The sequence below is a fragment of the Polaromonas sp. YR568 genome (assembly GCF_943369675.1).
In the GTDB taxonomy this organism is placed as follows: Bacteria; Pseudomonadota; Gammaproteobacteria; order Burkholderiales; family Burkholderiaceae_C; genus Polaromonas.
Genome location: NZ_CALROB020000015.1, coordinates 26,259 through 47,371, shown reverse-complemented (window position 1 = coordinate 47,371; position 21,113 = coordinate 26,259). Strand labels below are relative to the sequence as shown.

17 protein-coding genes are annotated in these 21,113 nt (G+C 66.4%); 6 read left to right on the top strand and 11 right to left on the bottom strand.

Annotated elements, in window-relative coordinates:
- Positions 1-66: 66 nt before the first annotated feature.
- Genes ileS through ACLV8F_RS10185 form a run of 3 tightly spaced genes read left to right on the top strand, consistent with a single transcriptional unit; the run spans position 67 to position 4,002 of the window.
- Positions 67-2,898 carry an isoleucine--tRNA ligase gene (gene ileS / locus ACLV8F_RS10195; RefSeq protein ID WP_411884112.1) on the top strand — a complete coding sequence of 944 codons (2,832 nt, stop codon included), beginning with the start codon at positions 67-69 and terminating at the stop codon, positions 2,896-2,898.
- Positions 2,898-3,401, top strand: a complete 504-nt coding sequence (gene lspA, locus ACLV8F_RS10190; protein WP_411884111.1) for a signal peptidase II — start codon at positions 2,898-2,900, stop codon at positions 3,399-3,401. Before ileS ends, lspA begins: the two co-directional genes overlap by 1 nt.
- 13 nt (positions 3,402-3,414) lie before the next feature.
- Entirely contained in the window at positions 3,415-4,002 is a 588-nt protein-coding gene (locus ACLV8F_RS10185; protein WP_411884110.1) for a hypothetical protein, read from the top strand.
- Positions 4,003-4,020: 18 nt separating this feature from the next.
- On the opposite strand, the gene ACLV8F_RS10180 is transcribed toward ACLV8F_RS10185, so the two are convergent.
- From ACLV8F_RS10180 to ACLV8F_RS10145, 8 genes are all read right to left on the bottom strand, one after another.
- Positions 4,021-4,983 carry a tripartite tricarboxylate transporter substrate binding protein gene (locus ACLV8F_RS10180; protein ID WP_411884109.1) on the bottom strand — a complete coding sequence of 321 codons (963 nt, stop codon included), beginning with the start codon at positions 4,981-4,983 and terminating at the stop codon, positions 4,021-4,023.
- Positions 4,984-5,037: 54 nt separating this feature from the next.
- Positions 5,038-6,645: an alkaline phosphatase D family protein gene (locus ACLV8F_RS10175; protein ID WP_411884108.1), complete on the bottom strand. Its 1,608-nt coding sequence runs from the start codon at positions 6,643-6,645 to the stop codon at positions 5,038-5,040.
- 16 nt (positions 6,646-6,661) lie between these two features.
- Positions 6,662-7,435, bottom strand: coding sequence for a 5'/3'-nucleotidase SurE (gene surE / locus ACLV8F_RS10170; RefSeq protein WP_411884107.1), 774 nt, complete (start codon positions 7,433-7,435; stop codon positions 6,662-6,664).
- A gap of 8 nt (positions 7,436-7,443) precedes the next feature.
- Positions 7,444-8,733 carry an acetoin dehydrogenase dihydrolipoyllysine-residue acetyltransferase subunit gene (locus ACLV8F_RS10165; protein ID WP_411884106.1) on the bottom strand — a complete coding sequence of 430 codons (1,290 nt, stop codon included), beginning with the start codon at positions 8,731-8,733 and terminating at the stop codon, positions 7,444-7,446.
- 2 nt (positions 8,734-8,735) lie between these two features.
- The gene (locus tag ACLV8F_RS10160; RefSeq protein ID WP_411884105.1) at positions 8,736-9,734 is read right to left on the bottom strand and encodes an alpha-ketoacid dehydrogenase subunit beta; all 999 of its coding nucleotides are present in this window, start codon (positions 9,732-9,734) and stop codon (positions 8,736-8,738) included.
- Entirely contained in the window at positions 9,727-10,752 is a 1,026-nt protein-coding gene (locus tag ACLV8F_RS10155) for a thiamine pyrophosphate-dependent dehydrogenase E1 component subunit alpha (protein WP_411884104.1), read from the bottom strand. The genes ACLV8F_RS10160 and ACLV8F_RS10155 overlap by 8 nt, the downstream gene beginning before the upstream one ends.
- Positions 10,749-12,146 (bottom strand): NAD(P)H-dependent oxidoreductase, encoded by a 1,398-nt coding sequence (locus tag ACLV8F_RS10150; RefSeq protein WP_411884103.1) that lies wholly within the window; start codon positions 12,144-12,146, stop codon positions 10,749-10,751. Before ACLV8F_RS10150 ends, ACLV8F_RS10155 begins: the two co-directional genes overlap by 4 nt.
- 119 nt (positions 12,147-12,265) lie before the next feature.
- Complete coding sequence (locus ACLV8F_RS10145) at positions 12,266-13,309, bottom strand: sugar-binding transcriptional regulator (RefSeq protein ID WP_411884102.1); 1,044 nt, start codon at positions 13,307-13,309, stop codon at positions 12,266-12,268.
- Positions 13,310-13,426: 117 nt separating this feature from the next.
- On the opposite strand from ACLV8F_RS10145, the gene ACLV8F_RS10140 reads away from it, so the two are divergent.
- From ACLV8F_RS10140 to ACLV8F_RS10130, 3 genes are read left to right on the top strand one after another with little or no spacing between them, the layout of a single operon-like run.
- Complete coding sequence (locus tag ACLV8F_RS10140; RefSeq protein ID WP_411884101.1) at positions 13,427-14,290, top strand: hypothetical protein; 864 nt, start codon at positions 13,427-13,429, stop codon at positions 14,288-14,290.
- Positions 14,290-15,507, top strand: a complete 1,218-nt coding sequence (locus tag ACLV8F_RS10135; protein ID WP_411884100.1) for an AGE family epimerase/isomerase — start codon at positions 14,290-14,292, stop codon at positions 15,505-15,507. Before ACLV8F_RS10140 ends, ACLV8F_RS10135 begins: the two co-directional genes overlap by 1 nt.
- Positions 15,504-17,162: a Na/Pi cotransporter family protein gene (locus ACLV8F_RS10130; protein WP_411884099.1), complete on the top strand. Its 1,659-nt coding sequence runs from the start codon at positions 15,504-15,506 to the stop codon at positions 17,160-17,162. Before ACLV8F_RS10135 ends, ACLV8F_RS10130 begins: the two co-directional genes overlap by 4 nt.
- A gap of 30 nt (positions 17,163-17,192) precedes the next feature.
- Here ACLV8F_RS10130 and ACLV8F_RS10125 read toward each other — a convergent pair whose 3' ends face one another.
- The 3 genes from ACLV8F_RS10125 to ACLV8F_RS10115 all read right to left on the bottom strand — a co-directional run bounded on the left by ACLV8F_RS10125 (position 17,193) and on the right by ACLV8F_RS10115 (position 21,097).
- Positions 17,193-18,011, bottom strand: coding sequence for an NUDIX hydrolase (locus ACLV8F_RS10125; protein WP_411884098.1), 819 nt, complete (start codon positions 18,009-18,011; stop codon positions 17,193-17,195).
- A 242-nt stretch (positions 18,012-18,253) separates the two neighbouring features.
- On the bottom strand, positions 18,254-19,615 hold the full coding sequence (locus ACLV8F_RS10120; protein ID WP_411884097.1) for a DUF1501 domain-containing protein: 1,362 nt from the start codon (positions 19,613-19,615) through the stop codon (positions 18,254-18,256).
- A 15-nt stretch (positions 19,616-19,630) separates the two neighbouring features.
- Positions 19,631-21,097: a DUF1800 domain-containing protein gene (locus ACLV8F_RS10115; RefSeq protein WP_411884096.1), complete on the bottom strand. Its 1,467-nt coding sequence runs from the start codon at positions 21,095-21,097 to the stop codon at positions 19,631-19,633.
- Between the last annotated feature and the right edge of the window lie 16 nt (positions 21,098-21,113).

Below are 21,113 nucleotides of genomic sequence, written 5' to 3'. Positions count from 1 at the left end.
ATGGCTTTCCTCCCCACCGTATTGCCGGCGTCCCGCCTTCCCAGGCCGCCTTAACAAAAGCATCCCATGTCCGAGACCAAAACCGATTACCGCAGCACCCTGAACCTGCCCGACACCCCCTTCCCCATGCGCGGCGACCTGCCCAAGCGCGAGGCCGGATGGACCCAGGAATGGGATGAAAAAGGCATTTACAAAAAACTGCGCGACGTGCGCGCCGGCAAGCCCAGGTTCGTGCTGCACGACGGCCCGCCCTACGCCAACGGCAAGATCCACATCGGCCACGCCGTCAACAAGGTCCTGAAAGACATGATCGTCAAGGCGCGCCAGCTCAAGGGCCTGGACGCCATCTACGTGCCCGGCTGGGACTGTCACGGCCTGCCGATCGAAAACGCGATCGAAAAACTGCACGGCCGCAACCTGCCGCGCGACGAGGTGCAGGCCAAAAGCCGCGCCTTCGCCACCGAGCAGATCGAGGGCCAGCGGGCCGACTTCAAGCGCCTGGGCGTGCTCGGCGAATGGGACAACCCGTACCGCACCATGGACTTCGGCAACGAGGCCAATGAAATCCGCGCGCTCAAACGCATCATGGAGCGCGGCTTTGTCTACCGCGGCCTGAAGCCGGTGTACTGGTGCTTTGACTGCGGCTCTTCCCTGGCCGAATTTGAAATCGAATACGCCGACAAAAAATCCAGCACGCTGGACGTCGGCTTCAAATGCGCCGAGCCGCAAAAGCTGGCGCTGGCTTTCGGCCAGGCCGCGCTGCGCAAGGATGCCTTCGCGGTCATCTGGACGACGACCGCGTGGACCATCCCGGCCAACCAGGCACTGAACCTGAACCCGGACCTCGAATACTCGCTGGTGGACACCGAGCGCGGCCTGCTGGTGCTGGCCTCGGTGCTGGTCGAAAAATGCCTGGAGCGCTACCAGCTGGAAGGCCGCGTCATCGCCGTCACCAAGGGCGAAAACCTCGCGAACATCAACTTCGAGCATCCGTTCTACGACGTTGACCCCGGCTACAAACGTTTCAGCCCGGTGTTCCTGGCCGACTACGCCACCGCCGACGACGGCACGGGTATCGTGCACTCCTCGCCCGCCTACGGCGTGGAAGACTTTAACTCCTGCGTGGCCAACGGCATCGCCTATGACGACATCCTGAACCCGGTGCAGGGCAACGGCCGCTACGTCGACGAGCTGCCGCTGTTCGGCGGCCTCAACATCTGGAAGGCCGCGCCGCTGGTCATCGAGAAGCTGCGCGAGCACGGCCGCCTCTTCGCCACGCACGACATCCTGCACAGCTACCCGCACTGCTGGCGCCACAAGACGCCGGTGATCTACCGCGCGGCGGCCCAGTGGTTCATCCGCATGGACGGCGAAACCGCCGGCACCCAGGGCGTGTTCGCCAGCGACAAGGCCGGCAAGACCCTGCGCGAGCTGGCCCTGGCCGCCATCGAGGAAACCAGCTTCTATCCCGAAAACGGCAAGGTGCGCCTGCGCGACATGATCGCCGGGCGGCCCGACTGGTGCATCAGCCGCCAGCGCAACTGGGGCGTGCCCCTGCCCTTCTTCATCCACACCGCCACCGGCGAGCTGCACCCGCGCACCATGGAAATCATGGACCAGGCCGCCCGCATGGTGGAGGCCGGCGGCATCGAGGCCTGGAGCAAGGCCACGGCCGAATCCATCCTGGGCGCCGAAGCCGCCGACTACATCAAGAGCACCGACATCCTCGACGTCTGGTTCGACTCCGGCACCACGCACGACCACGTGCTGCGCCACAGCCACGCCGCGCAGTCGACCTGGCCGGCCGACCTGTACCTTGAAGGCCACGACCAGCACCGCGGCTGGTTCCACTCCTCGCTGCTCACCGCCTGCGCGATGTACGACCGCGCGCCCTACAAGGGCCTGCTGACGCACGGCTTCACCGTGGACGGCAAGGGCCGCAAGATGAGCAAGAGCGAAGGCAACGTCGTGGTGCCGCAGGAAGTCAGCGACAAGCTGGGCGCCGAGATCATCCGCCTCTGGTGCGCATCGACCGACTACTCGGGCGACCTGGGCATCGACGACAAGATCCTGGCCCGCGTGGTCGACGCCTACCGCCGCATCCGCAACACGCTGCGCTTCCTGATGGCCAACGTCAGCGACTTCGACCCGGCCAAGGACGCCGTGCCGTTTGAGCAGATGCTGGAAATCGACCGCTACGCGCTGAGCCGCGCGTCGCAGCTGCAGGCCGACATCCTGGCGCACTACGAGGTCTATGAATTCCACCCGGTGGTCTCCAAGCTGCAGATCTATTGCAGCGAAGACCTGGGCTCCTTCTACCTCGACATCCTGAAAGACCGGCTCTACACCACCGGCCCCAAATCGCTGGCGCGTCGCAGCGCGCAGACCGCGCTCTGGCAGATCACGCACGCCATGCTGCGCTGGATGGCGCCCTTCCTGAGTTTCACGGCCGAAGAGGCCTGGAAGGTGTTCGGAAAGTCCGAGTCCATCTTCATGGAAACCTATGCCGAATTCCCCGCGCCCGACACGGCGCTGCTGGCCAGGTGGTCGCGCATCCGCGAGCTGCGCGATGCCGTCAACAAGGACATCGAAACCCTGCGCGCCGACGGCAAGGTGGGCTCCTCCCTGCAAGCCAACGTGGCGCTGGAAGTGCCGGCCGACGACCTCGCGCTGCTGAGCAGCCTCGGTGACGATTTGAAGTTCGTCTTCATCACCTCCGCCATCGAAGCGGCGGCAGGAAGCGCTGTGTCGACCAAGGTAACCCCCAGCACCGACGCCAAATGCGACCGCTGCTGGCACTACCGCGCCGACGTGGGGCACGACCCGGCCCACCCGACGATTTGCGGCCGCTGCACCAGCAACCTGTTCGGCGCCGGTGAAGACAGGAAATTCGCGTAATGGCAAGAACCACCACTTTCACCCGATCTTCCAGCTCCCTGCTGCCCTGGCTGGGCCTGGCGCTGATCATCCTGATCGCCGACCAGTTCACCAAGGTGCTGATCCTGGGTTACTACAACCTGGGCGACTCCACTTACGTGACCAGCTTCTTCAACGTGGTCCGGGTGCACAACACCGGCGCGGCGTTTTCCTTCCTGGCGACGGCGTCGGGCTGGCAGCGCTGGTTCTTCACCGCCATCGGCATCGCCGCGGCGCTGTTCATTTTGTGGATGCTGCGCTCGCACCCCGGCCAAAAGCTGTTCTCGTTCGCGCTGGCCTGCATCCTGGGCGGCGCGCTGGGCAACGTCATAGACCGCACCATGCACGGCTACGTCGTGGACTTCCTGCAGTTCCACTGGGCCGGCTGGTACTTCCCCTCGTTCAACATCGCCGACGCCGCCATCACCGTGGGCGCGGTCTGCCTGATCCTGGACGAGTTGCTGCGGGTACGCCGCACCAGCTGAGCGCCGGCAAGCCATGACAGCTTCCATCCTTGACGCACTGGCGGCGGACTGGGCCGCCGAGCCCACCCTGCACTCCAGGGCGCAAAGCTGGAGCTGGTTCCGGCAGGCATTCGGCCAGGCGCTGCAAAGCCATGCGGTGGCGCCTTCTTCAAGCTGGGCGGTCGATGAAGAAAGCCTGGCCAAGGCGTTTTTTGCCTGGGCCGAGCTGGTGGAGCTGTACACGCCCTATGAGGCGCTGGACGGCGCCGACTTCCGGCACTTCATCCTGGGCCTGCTGCTGCAAAAGTTGATAGAGGCGCAGCCACCCGTGCTGCGCGATGTTCCCGCTGCGGCGGCCGCCGTTCCCCTCACCAGCTTTGTGCTGACCCTGCTACAGGCATTGCACAAAAACGCCGGCTCGGCCGCGCTCACGCTGGATGCAGCCTCGCTCAGGGGCCCGCGCTGGGCCAGCTATGTCGAAAACGTCGCCGAAGACGCCTCGACCGCGCCCTGCTTTCTCGACCAGATGACGGGCCTGCAGCCGGCCTGGCAAAGCCGCTCGCTGATAGAGCACCGGCCCGCCATGCAAAAAGCGCTGGCACTTGCGCGCCAGCGCTCCTGAATTCCTGCAACGCGGACTTCAGCCCAGCTTCATGTTGGTCGAAGTGATCAGGTGCTTCCAGCGCTGGTAGTCGGCCGCCACATAGGCCGTGATCGCCGCGCCTTCGAGTGAAGTCGGCTCGGTCGCATCCTGGCGCAGCCGGGCGGTAACGGCCGGTTGCGCGATCAGCTTGTTGATCGCGGCGTTGAGCTCGGATGTGATCGCTGCCGGCGTGCCCGGGGGCGCCATCAAACCCCAGTAGTTGTTGACGTCGAAGTCCTTGAAGCCGAGCTCTTCCATGCCCGGAACGCCGGGCACGCTGGGCGCGCGGTCTTTGGAGGTCAACGCCAGCGCCTTGATCTTGCCGTCCTTGATGTAAGGCATCAGGGCCGGCACGCTGCCCGTCATGAACTGGAGCTGGCCGGCCAGCAGGTCGGTGGTCGCAAAGGCGATGCCGCGGTAAGGGATGTGAACAATCGAGGTGCCGGTGCGCTGCTTGAGCAGCTCGACCACCAGGTGGTTGATGCTGCCGCTGCCGGCCGAGCCGTAGTTGTACTTGCCGGGGTTGGTCTTGATGTGCTCAATGGTCTCGCGCAGGTTGTTGCCCGGAAGACTGGGGTGCGAGGCAAACAGCAGCGGGCCCGCGCCCATGATGGCCACGGGCGCAAACTGCGTCGGGTCGTATTTGGGCGTACCGCCCGAGGCCGCCACCGTGGTGAAGGGCGAGGCGATGAACAGCAGGGTTTGCCCGTCGGGCGGTGCCTTGGCCACCAGGTCGGCGCCCACCGCGCCGCCGGCGCCGGTCCGGTTGTCGATGACGAACTGCCGGCCCATGGACTTGCTCAGTTCGGAACCGAAAAACCTCGCCATCGCATCGCTGCCCGCGCCGGGCGCGAAAGGCACGATGATTTTGGAAATCGCCGAGGGCTGGGCCCGCAGCTGCGCCACGGCGCAATACGCGGCAAGCCCACCGGCCGCCTGGATCAGGGAACGTCGTTTCATGTTTGTCTCCTAGCTGTCTATTTAGTTATCAAATGCTGTCACGAAAAACCGGATCTATTGGGGTGCGATGACCTCTGTATGCAACACCGCCCCCTCCAGGTCGCACAACTTGACCGTGAGGCAGCGCGAAGCGGGGTCTATCTCGACCTCGCCGAAAAACTGGTAGCCGGCGGCCGGGCTGGCGCCGCGCACCGGCGAAGCGCGCGAGTAACGCACCTGGTTGCCGAAGGTGGCATCGGGGTTGAAGGGGCCGTAAGAGCCCGCGTGCAGCGGCCCCGAGACAAACTCCCAGAAAGGCAAAAAGTCCTTGAACACCGCCTGCTCGGGATCGAAATAATGCGCGGCCGTGTAATGCACGTCGGCGCACAGCCAGACGATGTTGTGGATGGCATTGGCCTTGATGAAGGACAGCAGGCCGGCCAGCTCGATCTCGCGGCCGCTGGGCTCGCCGTCGTCGCCATTGGCCACGCCCTGCCATTTGACCCGGCCTTCGGCGTCATGGCCGTCGGCGACGTTGGTGCCTATGGGCATGCCCGCCGCGATGACCTTCCATTGCGCGGTGGACGCGAGCAGTTCCTGCTGCAGCCATTTCACTTGCGCCTCGCCGAGGAAAGCCGTGCCCGGGCCTTCGGTCTGCGTGTTGTGCGAGTTCGGCCCGCGGTGCGTCTGCATGTCGACGACGAACACGTCGAGCAGCGGCCCGTACTGCACACGCCGGTACAGCAGGCCGGCGCCGCCGAAGCCTTCCAGCGGCATGGGCGAATATTCACGGAAGGCGCGCGCGGCCGTCGCGGCCAGCAGCTTGAGGTCCTTGATCACGTAGCGCTTGTCGCGCATCAGGTCCAGCGAGGGCGACCAGTTGTTAACGACCTCATGGTCGTCCCACATGATGATTTGCGGCACCTCGGCGCAGAACTTCGTGAAGTGCGGGTCCAGCCAGTTGTAGCGGAAGTTGCCGCGGTAGTCCTCAATCGTCTCGGCGACCCGTGTCTTGGCCAGCGTCACCACATTGGTCCAGCTGCGGCCGCGCTCGTCGTCGACCTTGTGCTGCAGCGGGTGGTCGGCGTAAATCGTGTCGCCGCAGTGCACGAAGAAATCGAGCTCGCGCCGGCGTATGGTGTCGAACATCTTCAGCCCGCCCCACTCGGGGTTGATGCCGAAGCCCTGGCCGTTGACGTCGGCCGACCAGGCAAAACGGATGGGCCGGGCCGCGTCGGGCGCGGAACGGAAGCTGGAACGACGCACCCAGGCCTCGGCATGCGCGGCCTCCAGGCCGTGGGCGGTGACGACGAGCGAAATCGTCGCATTGCGCGGCAGGCCGGAAAGCTGGATGCGGGTGGTGTAGTCGGTCACGTCGAGCGCCTGCGGCGCGCGCAGCGTGTTCCAGGGGCCGGCGTCACCGTCCGCGCTCCAGGCAATCTCAACGTCGGCCGCATACGGCAGGCGCGCCCAGACGATGGCCGCGTCGCCGCTGACCTCGCCTATCTGTATGCCGCTGACCTGGCTGTCGTCGACCAGCGGCAACTGCTTCTTCGTGGTGACCGACGGCCGCGGCATGGTGCGGGCCCGCATGCCGTCGGAGAGCTCCTTGAGCGCCAGCGGCAGGTCGAGCGGGCTTGGCAGGTTGCGCAAAACCTTGAGGGGCAAGTCGAAAGGGTTCATGGCCAAAGCGATCTCGTCAGGAGTGGGTGGTGGATGTCAGGGCGGCGTTGTTGATGCCGTCCAGCAGTGCGTCTTCCAGGCTAGCGTAGCCATTCCAGCGCAGCCGGTAAACCGTCGCAAACCCTGCATCGAGCTGCGATTGTTCATCGCCCGCCGAAGGGTTGCCGAAACGGCCCTTGTCGTAACGCAGCACCGTGGTGTCGGGCCCGGCTTTTTCGGCCGTGATGGTGGCGGCGATCTTGGCCCGGCCCGGCGCCGCGTGGCGCAGCGCCGCGGGCAGCACGGCCGGCAGGTTGATGCTGAGCCAGGTGTCGGGCTGGTGCCAGCCTTCAATGGATTCGCCGAAGTGGCGCACCAGGCGCGCCAGCCAGGCGGCGACCTCGGGCGATTCAAAGTCGCTGCCGTTGGGCGCGGAAAAACCGATGGCCGGCACGCCCCAGAAGCTGGCCTCGCGCGCAATCGCCATGGTGCCCGAGTAGGCGATGTCTTCGCCGATGTTGCGGCCGTCGTTGATGCCCGAGAGCACCAGCGTGGGTTTGGGCGAGTCGGCGAACAGCCACGCAAAGGCCGCGATGGCGCAGTCGGCCGGCGTGCCCGAGCAGGCATAACGCCGCACGCCCAGCCGCGTCATGGTGAACGGTGCATGCAGCGAAATGCTGTGGCCCATGCTGCTGCGTTTGTCCTGCGGCGCGACCACCCAGACGTCGTCGCTCAGGCTGTTGGCGGCGCGCTCCAGCGCGGCCAGCCCCGGCGAGAAGTGGCCGTCGTCGTTGCTGACCAGAATTCGCATGCTTGACGTCATGTGGCTTGGAGGGAAGAAGAAGAAGAAGAGAAAACCGAGGCGCCCAGCTGCTGCCGCACCAGGGCTGCCACCAGCGGGGCCGCCTCGATTTGCGGAAGGTGGCCTGTGCCGGCCAGTGTATGCAGCGCCACATTGGCGGGCAGGCCTGCCGCCTGGTGGATCGGCAGTACGCGGTCCAGCGTACCCCAAAGCAGTTTCACGGGTATGACAAGCCCCTCCAGGCGGCCGCGCAGCAATTCAGCCTGCGTGCCGTCGGGCAAGAGGCTGGCCGCCATGGCGGCCAGGCCCGCTCGCTTGGTGTCGTTGCCAAGTTCCTGCAGGGCCGTCGCGACAAAGGATCCGCTCAGGCGCGAGGCATCGCCGAACAGCTGCACCAGCCAGGGGCGCAGGCTGGCTTCGCTGTTGGCGCGCAGTATGCCGTCAATAAAAGCACCGTTGATCTCGGGGCCCAGGCCGGCCGGCGCCAACAAGGTCAGGGAACGCAGGCGCGAACCGAGCAGGCCGGTGAGCGCCAGCGCCGTGCCGCCGCCCATGGAATGGCCCAGCAGGTGAACTTCGTTGATGCCTTCGCTGTCCAGCCGGTCCAGCACGGCCTGCGCGGCGGCGGCGAAATTGGGCACCTCGGCGCGCGGCGACTTGCCGTGGTTGGGCAGGTCTATGCCCAGCACCGGGAGGTCGCGCAGCTGGTCGGCCAGCACACGCCACGACCCTTGCGAGGTACCGAAACCGTGCAGCAGCACCAGCGGCGCGCCCTCGTGGCGTGAAAACCAGTTCAGGTTGAGTGCGCCTATGGAAGCGGGCGCCGCGGCGCGTTGTGTGCCCGCCAAGTCGGCGGCCAGCACGCGGCCGTCGGGGCCCGAGCCGCTGACCTTGTTCAAGTCAATGCCGCGCTCGCGCGCCAGGCTGCGGGCCAGCGGTGTGGCGCGCAGCAGGGTTTGTTTGCTTGCGGTAGTCACTTCAGGCGCGGCGGCAACGGCGACGGGCGCGGGGGCTTCAGCCACAGCCTGCGGCGCATCAGGCGCTACACCGGCAGCGGGAATCGCCTCACCCGGCTGCAGGATCCAGCCAACGATCTGGCCGACCGGCATGGTCACACCGACCACCCCGTCTATGCCCTGGACGATGCCGTCGGCGGCCGCGTCGATTTCCATGGTCGCCTTGTCGGTCTCGATCTCGAAGACGACCTGGCCCTTGGTGACGGTGTCGCCGTTCTTCACATACCAGTGCGCGATCTTGCCTTCGCTCATGTCCATGTCGACGCGCGGCAGTATCAGTTCCACCGCCATGCCTAGGCCCTCACCAACAGCGAACGGCGCGCGGCCGCGACGATGTCGGGCACCTGGGGCACCGCGGCTTTTTCAAGCTCGGGGTTGTAGGGCAAGGGGCAGTCCGCGCCGCCCAGCCGGATGATGGGCGCGTCCAGCCGGTCGAAGGCCGAACTCTCGGCGATCATCGCGCTGACCTCGGCGCCTATGCCCAGCTGCTTGGTGCCTTCGTAGACGCAGATCAGGCGCGTGGTCTTGCTCACGCTCCTGATCAGGGTGGAATGGTCCAGCGGCCGCAGCGAACGCAAATCCACCACCTCGGCCGAAATGCCCTGGGCCGCGAGCTGCTCGGCGGCCTCCAGCGAGCGGTGCACCATGATGGCGGTCGCGGCAATCGTCACATCCGTGCCTTCGCGGCGCACCCGCGCCTCATGCAGCGGCTCGGTGTAATAGCCTTCGGGGACAGGGCCCTTCATTTTGTAGAGCAGCTTGTGCTCGAAAAACATCACCGGGTCCGGGTCCTCGATGGCGGCCAGCAGCATGCCCTTGGCGTCGTGCGGCGTCGAGGGTTGCACCACCTTGAGGCCGGGCACGTGGGCGAACCAGGCTTCCAGGCTCTGGCTGTGCTGGGCCGCGGCGCCGGTGCCGGAACCGCTCGGGAAACGCATGACCAGCGGCACCGAAGCCTTGCCGCCCAGCATGAAACGCATCTTGGCGGCCTGGTTGACGATCTGCTCCATCGCCAGCGAGGCGAAATCGGAAAACTGGAATTCATACACCGGCCGGCGCCCCATCAGCGCCGCGCCCACCGCGACGCCCGCGCCGCCGAGTTCGGAAATCGGCGTGTCCATCACGCGGTCTTCGCCGAAGCGCTGCACCAGGTCGCCGGTGACCTGGAAGGCGCCGCCGTAGACGCCGATGTCCTCGCCCATCAGGAAGACGCGCTCGTCGCGTTCCATCGCGATGCCCAGGGCTTCCTGGATGGCCTGCGAGTAAGTCAGTTCACGCACCGCTTCAGCCATGGGCGGCCTCCGCCACGGGTGAGGCGTAGACGAAGTCGGTCAGGCTGGCGACGTCGGGCGCCGGGCTGTCCTTGGCGAACTCGATGGAGTCCTCGATTTCCTTTTCAACGCTCTTCACCAGTTCATCCACTTCATTCTGTTCAATCATTCCTTGCCTGAGCAAGTCCTGCTCGAACAGCACGATGGGGTCGCGCTCGACCCAGGACTCGATCTCTTCCTTGGTCCGGTAGCGGTTGCGGTCGCTCTTGGAGTGGCCGCGGTGCCGGTAGGTCAGGCATTCGATCAGGGTCGGGCCGCCGCCGGCGCGCGCGCGTTCAATCGCCGTGTGCGCCGCTTCGGCGACGTCGGCAAAATTGTTGCCGTCAATCGTGAGGCCGGGCATGTCGTAGGCCAGCGCGCGCGTGGCAATCGTCTTCACGGCGGTGGAGCGCTCGGTCGAGGTCGACATGCCGTACTTGTTGTTCTCGCAGACAAACACCACGGGCAGCTTCCAGATCGCCGCCATGTTCAGGCCCTCATGAAAAGCACCTTCGTTGTTGGCGCCGTCGCCGAAAAAGCAGACGACCACGTTGGGCTTTTTCATCTGCTTGAGCGCCAGCGCCGCACCGACCGCGATCGGGATGCCGCCGCCGACAATGCCGTTGGCGCCCAGGTTGCCGCCCGCCACGTCGGCGATGTGCATGGAGCCGCCGCGGCCGCGGCAGTAGCCGGTGTCCTTGCCGAAGAATTCGGCGAACATGTATTTGGGCTCCGCGCCCTTGGCGATGCAGTGGCCGTGGCCGCGGTGCGTGGAGGTGATGCAGTCCTCGGTGCCCAGGTTGATGCCGACGCCGACGGCGCTGGCCTCCTGGCCTATCGACAAATGCATGGTGCCGTGCACCAGGCCGCGCATGTAAGCCTGCTCGGCGCCTTCTTCAAAGCGGCGGATCAGCACCATCTGGCGCAGGGCCTTGTGCAGGGCGGCCTTGCCCAAGCGGGTGTAGGCCTCGGGGACGGTGGGTTTGAGCACGGCGTTCATGCGTGCTCCAGCACGCCGTAGACCAGCTCGTCCTGGCGCCGGCGCAACTCGACGATGCGCGACTCCGGGTCGACCGCGACGTTGGCATAGGTCAGCAACTCGCCCTTGCGGATGTGTGCCGTCACCGTGCCGCGCTCCACCAGGCCGCAGGGCACGGCGTTCTTCGCCCTCGCATCGCCGGCCGCCATGGCCCAGGCGCGGTAGGTGTATTCGCCGATCGCGTCCAGCCGGTCGCCGGGTTTCAGGTCGCACTTGGCCAGCGCGCAGACCTCGGCCGAGGGTTTGGGCAGCGGCGCCATGTCGGCGCGGCCGTAGAGCACGGCACGCGCGCAGGTCAGCGGCACTTCCAGGCTGCAGAGGTGGTATGGCCGGTAGAAGGTGTAGTAAGGGCCGGTGCCCAGCTTGAGGTAGTCCATGCGCTCCCTCAGCCGCGGGTGCGCCATTTCGGCGACCACGAACACGCCGGGCGCCACGCCTTTGCCGATGGTGTAGTCGACCACGCCCTTGCGCGTCAGGATGCCGCCGTCGGCGATAGGGCACAGCACCTTGTGCAAATCTTCCAGCGAAGCGTTGGGGCCGTGCATGCCGGCGATGTCGGGCACCAGGCCGGTCGCGTTGGCAATCGCCGACATCTCGACGGCGGTCTTGGAGCCGTCGACGAACTCGACCAGCATGCGCGGGTTCAGGCCCTTGCCGAGCGCTTCCTCGGTGTAGTCGTCGGGCGTGGCGTCGATGTTGAGCGGGTTGTTCTTGCCCTTGCCGGCGGCGATGACCGGGTAGCCCAGCGCCGAGACGAAGTTGATCAGCTCGATGGCCGCGCTCGGTTCGTCGCCCGCGCCCAGCGAATAGATCACGCCCAGGCGGTCGGCTTCATGTTTGAGGTAGGCACCTATGGTGACGTCGGCCTCGACGTTCATCATCACCAGGTGTTTGCCGTGCTCCATCGCGGTCAGGCCGATCTGCGCGCCGACGGCGGGCTTGCCGGTCGCGTCGACCACCACGTCGATCAGGTCGCAGCGGCAGACCAGCTGCGCGTCCGGCGTGATCGCGATGCGGCGCTCGCGGATGGCCTGCTCCAGCGCGCTGGCCGTATTGACCACGCGGTGCGCGTCGGGCGCGTGGCCTGCGGCGGCCAGCGCGGCAACGGCGGCCGGCACATTGATGTCGGCAATCGCCGCGACGACGATGCCGCGCATCTGCAGCACCTGGGTCACGATGTCAGTGCCCATCATTCCCGAGCCGATCAGGCCGATGCGCACCGGTTTGCCCGAAGCCTCGAGCTTGAGCAGGTCAGCGGCCAGGCCGCTGGGCGTAAAACCATTCATCCAATACCCCATTTCGTCGATGTAAGAAGCCGGATCCACAGCCGGTTCAAACTCCGCGCTTGTGTACATTTGATCTTAATCTTATACTTATGTACATCATGAGCGCAAGCAAAAACCACGGGCTGAACGCAAATCAGCCGCGATTTAGGGGTAATTCCCGAGACGTGGGAGGAATGCTGGCCGGCGTTTTAGCCAGCCTGACCGGCGAGTTTGATCAGCGCCCTGGCGGCGTGCTCATCGGTGATCAGGGTGGTGGGCTTGATCAGGCGCAGCGCGCCCAGCAGGGCCCCGGCCTTGCCGACGCCGCCCGAGGCCAGGATGCGCTGCGGCACGGCCTTGAGGGTCTCGACGGGCACCGACATCACGCGGCCCTGGATAGGGTCATTGATGAGTTCACCCTTGCTGTCGTAATAGTGAAACAGCAGGTCGCCCACCGCGCCCATCTTGACGACGCGGCGGCGCAGCTCTTCGGGCATCACGCCATAACGGTAGGCCGTGCCCTCGGGCGACACGTCGCCCACGCTCACCAGCACCGCGTCCAGCGACTTGGCGTTGTCAAACACGTCGCCCAGGCCGCAATGGTCGATGAGCGTCTGCCGCGTCTGCGGCGAATCGACGACGGCGGGCGCCGTCATCAAATAACACTCGGCCTGGAACAGGCTGGAAAACCGCCAGGCGAACTCGGACGGGTTGAAGCGCCTGACCTTGGTGATGCCGCCCAGCAGTGAAATCACGCCGAGGTCGGCGACCGGCGCCTCGCTCATGAAGCGCAGCGACTCGTGCAGCGTGCGCCCCCAGCCCACGCCGACACGCATACCTGGGCGCAGCAGGCCGGACATGTACTGGCCGGTGGCCGCGGCGATGGGCACGGTGGCGTCAACGTCCGCATCGGACACCGGCGCCACCACCGCCTCTCCGAGGCCGAAGAGTTTTTCGAGTTCGCGCTCCAGCGCGATGCACTCGGGCACGCCGGTCTCTATGCTGAACTTGATCTCGTTGCGCTCGCGCAAATCCGACAGCAGCCGCACCACGGTGACCCGGCCTATGCCCAGCCGCTGCGCGATGTCGTTTTGCGTCATCTCCTCGACGAAATACATCCATGCCACGCGCAAACGCATGCGCTTGTTGCGCTGGCTGGGCCCCGCGCCGGCGAGCGGCGCATCCCCTTCGGCGGCGGCCGGCGGCTGCGTGGCGGCTTTGCCTTCGGCTGGGGGTTTCGCGGATTTGGGCAAGGCGGCTCCTGATTCTGGGGAAGTGACCGGTTTGGGGTGCAAAATCAGGCCTTACGCCGCCCGCTTTGCCCTCCCCGTCCGGCTGTCATGCTAACGTAAACCATTGATGGGATTTTCATGACACACAACATATTGCCCACAGCCCCCACCGACCGGCCCGGCCGCAGCCTCCAGCCCGCGCGCACCGCCGTGCAGCTGGCGCTCAAGGACGAACTGCGCACCTTCGGCTTCAACCTGCAGCGCGGCGCGCACTGGCTGCTGCAGGACCTGGGCGGCAGCCTCGTCAAGCAGGTCGAGCCGCGCAACGAGGACGGCACGCTGCACAAGCTGCACCACCTGATCGACTCAACCGCCCAGGCCACCTTCTCCACGCTGCAGGTCGCGCAGCAGGCCGCGGCCGTCGCCGTGCTGCCCGACTCGGCTTACCGCACCCTGCACTTTGAGCTGCAGCCGCTGGCCGCCTACTTTGCGCAAGGCGAGGCGAAAAACCCCTCGCAGCTTTTCACCGACGCCTTTTACTGGCTGCTGCGCCACGCGCTGGCCGGCAAGGCCGGCACCGCACTGATCGCGCGCCAGCAGGCCATCGACGAAGCCTTCTGGCAGGTGTTGGAGCAGCACGCGGGCCTGATCGCCCGCGCGCAGGAAACCGGCGCCTCGCCGCGCGACCACGCCGCGCTCTGCGCCGCCGTGCTGCGCGCGCTGCTCGCCGCGCGGCCGGTGCGCGACGCCAGCCTGCCGCCGTGGGCCGGCCAGCCGGCACAGCAGCCGGACACGCCGGCGGCGCTGTCCGAACTTTTCTCTGTCATCGTCGCGATCGGCCTGGCCAAAAGCGGCGACAATCCCTCCCCCGACGTCGGCGAACGCCTGCGCCTGGCCGGGCAGCTCGTCACCGCGCGCTTGCCGCTGCTGGAAGCCGCGCTGCAACAACCCGACGACCAGCAACTGACAGCAGAACTCGCTTTTTTATTCCGCCACGCTTGATGCCCCCAGAGTCCTTTCCTTCTTTTCTTGCCGACACGCGCCGACACGCACAACACTGGCTGTTCGAGGCTGCCCTGCCCCTGTGGTGGGAACGCGGCGCGGACCACGAAGGCGGCGGCTTCCATGAAAAGATAGGCCAGGACGGCAAGCCCATCGGCAAACCGGTGCGCGTGCGGGTGCAGGCGCGGCAGACCTACGTGTACGCCCGCGCCGGCGCCTTGGGCTGGACCGGCCCCTGGCAAGCCGCCATGCGCCACGGCCTCACGTTCATGCTGTCGCGCTACCGCCGGCCCGACGGGCTGTTCCGCAGCACACTGGACACCGCCGACCAAACCATAGACCTCTACGACCAGGCCTTTGTGCTGTTTGCGCTGGCGCACGCCTATGAAGCCGAAGGCCGGCCGCAGGAATTGCTGGACACCGCGCGAGCCCTGCTGCGGCAGATCAACGCCGCGCTGGCGCACGGCGAGGGCGGCTACTACGACGGCCTGCCGCACCAGCCCATCCTCAAGTCCAACCCGCTCATGCATTTGCTCGAGGCCTTGCTGGCCTGGGTGGCCATGGGCGTTGAGGGTGTTGAAGGCGCTGAGGACGAATTCCGCGCCGCGGCGCTGGCGCTGTGCGAGCTGGCCATCACACGCCTGATCAACCCCGCCAACGGCGCGGTCGGTGAACTCTTCACGGCCGGCTGGGCGCCGCTCGGTGCACCGCAGGAGCGGCTGTATGAACCCGGCCACCAGTTCGAATGGGCTTACCTCTTGCTGCAGGCGGAAGCTTTGCTGGGCATAGCCGCGCGCAAGCACGCCATTGCACTCGAAAACTTCGGGCGCTCTTTCGGCATAGACGACACGCGGCAGGTCGCGCTGTTTGCCGTCAATGAAGCCGGTGAACCCACGGAGCGCCGAGCGCGCCTCTGGGCGCAGACTGAACGGCTCAGGACCTCGCTACTGTTCGCCACGCAAGGGCTGGGCGACACCGCCCACAGCCAGGCCGCTGCGGCCGATAGTTTTTCGGGCCTCACGCGTTTCCTCGCCACCGGCATCCCCGGCCTCTGGCACGAATGGCAGCGCGAAGACGGCGGCTTTGACCTCGCCCCCTCACCGGCCTCCTCGCTGTACCACCTGATGACCGGCCTGGAAGGCCTGGTGGCATCACCGGATTCCCTGACACCCGCGGCACTTCGCCCCGGCCATGTAGAACGGACACTCACCGCATGAAGCATTTGTTGAATCTCCTGGCGGCCATCGCGCTGCTGGTCTGGGGCACGCACCTGGTCCGCACCGGCATCCTGCGGGTCTTCGGCGCAAACCTTCGCCACGTGCTGGCGCGCAGCGTCGGCAACCGTTTCACCGCTGCGCTGTCGGGCATAGGCGTCACGGCGCTGGTGCAGTCCAGCACGGCCACGGCCCTCATCACTTCTTCCTTCGTCGGCCAGGGCCTGATCAGCCTGCCCGCCGCGCTGGCCGTGATGCGCGGCGCGGACATCGGCACCGCGCTGATCGCCGTGGTGTTCTCCTTCGACCTGTCCTGGCTGTCGCCCTTGCTGATTTTTGTCGGCGTCGTGATGTTCATCCCGCGCCAGGCCTCCACCTCCGGCCGCATAGGCCGCATCCTGATCGGCCTGGGCCTGATGCTGCTGGCGCTGCGCCTGGTCACGGCCTCCACCGAGGTGCTCACGCAATCGCCCGCGGTCAAGGCGCTGTTCACGTCCGTGGGCAGCGACCTGCTGCTGGAAATCACGCTGGGCATGGTGCTGGCGGTCATCTCCTATTCCAGCCTGGCCGTCGTCCTGCTGATCGCCACGCTGGCGTCCTCCGGCGGCATTCCGCTGGACGTGGCGCTGGGCCTGGTGCTGGGCGCCAACCTGGGCAGCGGCCTGCTGGCGGTGCTGACCACTGCCAAGTCCTCGATAGAAACCCGGCAGGTGCCCCTGGGCACGCTGGCCTTCAAGCTGCTCGGCGTGGTGGTGACCGCGCCCTTCATCGGCCAGTGGCTGCTGCACGTGCGCCCCTTCCTGGGCGACCCTGCCAACGTGGTCGTGCTGTTTCACCTGAGCTTCAACGTGGTGGTCGGCATCGCCTTCATCGGCCTGACCAACCCCATCGCCCGCATGACGCAAAAACTCCTGCCCAAGGCCGAAAAGCCCACCAGCGGCGAGCGCCCCAACCACCTGGACCCCTCGGCTTTGTCGACGCCCTCGCTGGCGATTTCGAATGCCGCGCGCGAAGCGCTGCACCAGGCCGACGTGGTGGAGAGCATGCTGCTGGGCATGCTGGAAGTCATCCAGAAAAACGACCTCAAGCTGGCCGAAGACCTGCGCAAGATGGACGACTCCGTCGACCAGCTGTACTCGTCGATCAAGTACTACCTGACCAAGATCTCGCGCGAAGCGCTGGCCGAGGAAGAAAGCCGCCGCTGGACCGACATCATCAGTTTCACCATCAACATGGAGCAGATCGGCGACATCATCGAGCGCGTGCTGATCGACATCGAGGACAAGAAGATCAAGCCCGGCCGCAATTTCTCGGAAGCCGGCATGGCCGAGATCGTGGAGCTGCACAACCGGCTGGTCGACAACCTGCGCCTGAGCATGAGCGTGTTCCTCAACGGCTCGGTGCGCGACGCGCAAAAACTGCTGGAAGAAAAAGCCCGCTTTCGCGACCTGGAACGCGCCTACGCCACCACCCACCTGGGCCGGCTGTCGGCCAACACGGTGCAAAGCCTGGAAACCAGCTCGCTGCACATCGACCTGATCAGCGACCTCAAGCGCATCAACTCGCACATCTGCTCGATCGCCTACCCGATTCTCGATTCGGCCGGTGCGCTGGCGCCCAACCGGCTGCGTGCTTCAGCGCTGATAGACGAGGGTTGATCGACGAGGGCTGAGCCGGGCGAGGCTGGCTCAGGCCAGCCCCATCGCGTCGGCAAAAATCAGCGCGGCTTCGGTCGTGAACTCGCCGCGCTGCAGGGCCTCGACCAGTTCCCCTGTCTCCATCAAACGGAACTGCTCGACCTCACCGTCCTGGTTGTCCGGCACCAGCCCCTCGGGCACGGTGCAGACATACCAGTCGATGTCTTCCACCACATAACCCGCGCCCTTGCCGTCGGTGGACGGGCGCCGCGTCCTCAGCTGCCCGCCATAACGCATGGCCTGCAGTTCGGCCGTGTGCAGGCCGGCTTCTTCCCAGGTCTCGCGCACCAGCGCGGTTTCCACCGTGTCCGCCGCCGACACCATGCCGCCCATCAGCGTGTCCCACAGGCCCGGGTCGTTGGACTTGTTGAAGGCGCGCTGCTGCACCCAGTAGCGGCCGTCGGGCGACTGCCCCACCAGGTGCACCGCCAGCGTGGTGATGCCCAGCGGCCGCACCGCCGCGCGCTCCACCGTGCCCTTGCGGTGGCCGAACTGGTCCGGCACCGCGAGCTGCTCATCACGCCAGGCGCCGGCCAGGCCGGCCTCATGCAGCGCGATCGCAATCTTGTTCAGGCTGGTCGTCACGTCGCCCATCAAACGCCAGCCGAGGCCGTCGGGGTGCTCTTCCTTCAACAGCGGGTGGTGGCCGTCCGTCATGGCGTGAAGGGCCAGTTTGTGGAAGAAGCCTGGTTCCACCGAGCCGATCACGGATTCGCCGGCCCAGAGGGGGACGCGCGGGCGCAATGGGGGCACGATTGCGCCTGCTCTCAGCGTGCGCAGCCACTGCGGGTCGTAAGTGGGGTTTGTCATGGTTCTTGAGGCTGTGGTGGCAGTTTACTTCTGGGATCTTGCTGTGGGGTGTATTCTCTTCTGGCTCCTGCTGGCCGGGACTCGCCCCGGCAGGCGACTTACTTTTTTTGGCGAAGCAAAAAAAGTGAGTCGCATGCCGGGCGACCCCGGCTCCGGAACTCAAAACAACATCAGCACAAAAAAACACACAAAGAGGCTTCGATACCTCAGCCCGAACGGTGGTGGGGCAAGACCACCTTCAATCAGGCCTTAAGAAACACCCCATCCAACCTCTTATCCCACTTAGCCCCAGGCAACACATCACCCAACTGAGAATCCCCAAACGCAAAGGTACCGCGCAGCACCTGCGCCAGCACCGCCCGATAGTCATGATGCGCAGGAATATCCCGCCCTTCATTCAGCTGCGAAAGACCCGTCCACTGCCCATGCCAGCGCCCGCCGGCAACCCGGCTCCCCATCAGCCACATCGCATTGCCAAAGCCGTGGTCGGTGCCACGGGTGCCGTTCTCCGCGCTGGTGCGGCCGAACTCGCTCATCACCACGACCACGTCGCCGGGTTCGGAAAAATCCTGGCGCAGCTGCGCAATGCCGCGCGCGAGGTTGCCTAAATTGTTGGCGAGCTGGCCGGTGGCCGCGCCCTGGTTGGCGTGGGTGTCCCAGCCGCCGGCTGACAAAAAGCCCAGGCGCAATTTGCGGTCGTTGCGCATCAGCGTGCCCAGGTGCTGGGCGTCGAGCTGCAGGCCCACCGGATCGGCGGCGCCGTTGCTGGCTGCCAGCATTTGTGCCTTCAGGGCCTGGGCATTGGCGGGCGCGCCGTCGCGGTCCAGGCTTTTGTCGGCCATGCGCTGGGCGTCCTGCGCCATTTTTTCGGTCCTGGCGGTTCGTTGCTCGGTGAGTTCCTGCGCGCTCTGCATGCGGCTGCCGGCGCCCTGGCGAAAAGCTTCGCTGACTTTGTCGTCGCCAGCGTACAGGTCCATCAGCGCCTGGCGCGTGCGTTCGTTGGCCAGCACGCCGGTGCGCTCGGCCGAGGGGCCGCGCGGAATCAACCTGACGACGGAGGCCTGGCCGTTCAGGATGGCGGGATTGGCTTCGCCGACACCGAGCGCGACCGCGCCCGGCGCCGCGGCTTTGCCCAGGCCCGCCGTGGTGTTGAGCCAGCCCGGCGCGCTGCTGGTCTTGCCGCCTTGCGCGATTTCCATCTGGTACTGCGCGTCGAAGTGCGAACGGTTGGGCGCGGGCAACCCCGCAGCGGGCACAAAGCCCAGCACGCCTTGTTGCCACAGCGGCAGCAACGGGGCCAGCGCGGGATGCAGGGCAAAGGTCGTGTCGAGCTTGATCGCGGTTTGCCCCGTACCGTCGGGCGCGGCGATGGCGATGTTGGGGCGCAGCGCGTAGTAGTCCTTGTCGGCATAGGGCACAAAAGCCGACAGGCCGTCATAGGCGCCGCGCAGGAAGACGACGACAAGCCGCCCATTGTTGAGGCTCCCGGGCAGGGCTTGCGCCCACACACCGGGCGCGGCCAGTGACAGGGCGGACAGCGCGCCCAGGCCCAGCAGCCCGCGGCGCTGCAGCAAATTAGCCGATGAAGAAGGGTTTGAGTCCATGGGTGTTCCTGTGCGTTATTTGCGCATGAAGTCAGGGCTGGCCAGCATCAGGCCCGTGCGCATCTGCGCCGGTTCCTGCGCGATGCGTTCGCGTGTCGCGGTGCTGAAAAACGCGTTGAGGTAAGCCGGCTCAGCCGTGCGCTGCGCCAGGCCCATGGCGTAGTCGGCGCGGCGCGTGAGCGCTTCGGGCGCCAGCCAGGTGCCGGCGTCTGTCTTGTAGCCGTCGGGCGTCTGCCAGCCGTGCATGGGCTGGCCGGCCTGTGCGAGAAAGCCCAGGGTCTGCACGACATCGCGGCGCTCTTTCACGCCGCCGGCCGCCGTCAGCGCCGAGCAGGCGAAGTCCAGCGGCGTCTTGAACAGCTGGTTGTCCTTCGCCCAGAACTCCGGCGACTCGACCAGGGTGTGCATCACCGCGCGTATGTCGCCCCGGGTGGACGTGAAGGTGGCGGCCAGCCTGTCGACCAGCGCGGCCGGCGGTTTGTCGGCGACAAAAAAGCTCGCCAGCCGCGTGGAGACGCGCCGCGCCGTCTCGGGCCGGCGTGCCAAATAGCGTATGGCCTCTTCGCCCTCGGCCACGTTTTCGTTGCCGAAGGTGCGGCCCAGCAAGACCTTGCTTTCCTTGTCGTGCAGGCGCTCGGCAAACCGGAAGCCTTCGCCGTCCTTGAGGTTGACCGTCCAGCCGGTCAGGATACGGGCCAGTTCGCGCACGTCTTTTTGCGTGTAGCCGCTGTTCACGCCCAGGGTGTGCAGCTCCATCAATTCGCGCGCGTAGTTTTCGTTCAGGCCGCGGCTGTTGCTTTGCGCCTGGTCCAGGTAGAACAGCATGGCCGGGTGCCTGGCGCTGGCCAGCAGCAGGTCTTCAAAGCGGCCCAGCGCATTGGCGCGTACCACGTTGACCACATAGTGGCCGACGAAGGGACGCACCGGGCCCTTGCCGACAAACACATTGAGGTGGTTGAACCAGAACTCCGTCATGCGCGCCAGCAGCGGGTTTTCGAGCGCCGGGTCGCTGCAGGACATCAGCCGCCAGGCGGCGGCGTCCTGGGCCATGTCGCGGCTGAACTTTTCCGCGCCCGCGCCGGCATTGGCGGCAGCGGGCATGCCGGGCTTGGCCGTCTCGCGCAGGGTCCTGCGCGCCTCGCGTTCGGCCTGGAAGCCGAGCACGATGTCCTTGAGCGGCGCGTTGATGCCGGCGAGTTCGGCGGGGATGGTGGGAGGGCGTTTGCTGGCGGCGTAGGCCACGTCCAGCTGCTGCAGCGCCCAGGCGCGGGGCGAGGCCGCGGCGGCCTGCGCCGACTCCGGCGTGGGCGCATAGCCCAGGCGTGAGGCGGCGCGCCAGGTGGCGGCCAGGTTGGCCGAATACGGCGCGGCATAGTCCTGCGCTTGCGCTTGCGCTTGCGCCTGTGCCGCGGAGCCGGCAAGGCAAGCCAATAAGGCCGGTACAGCCGCCAGCATGCCGGCCATGGAGTTCGCTGGGGGCATGGTTTTTCTCCTGCAA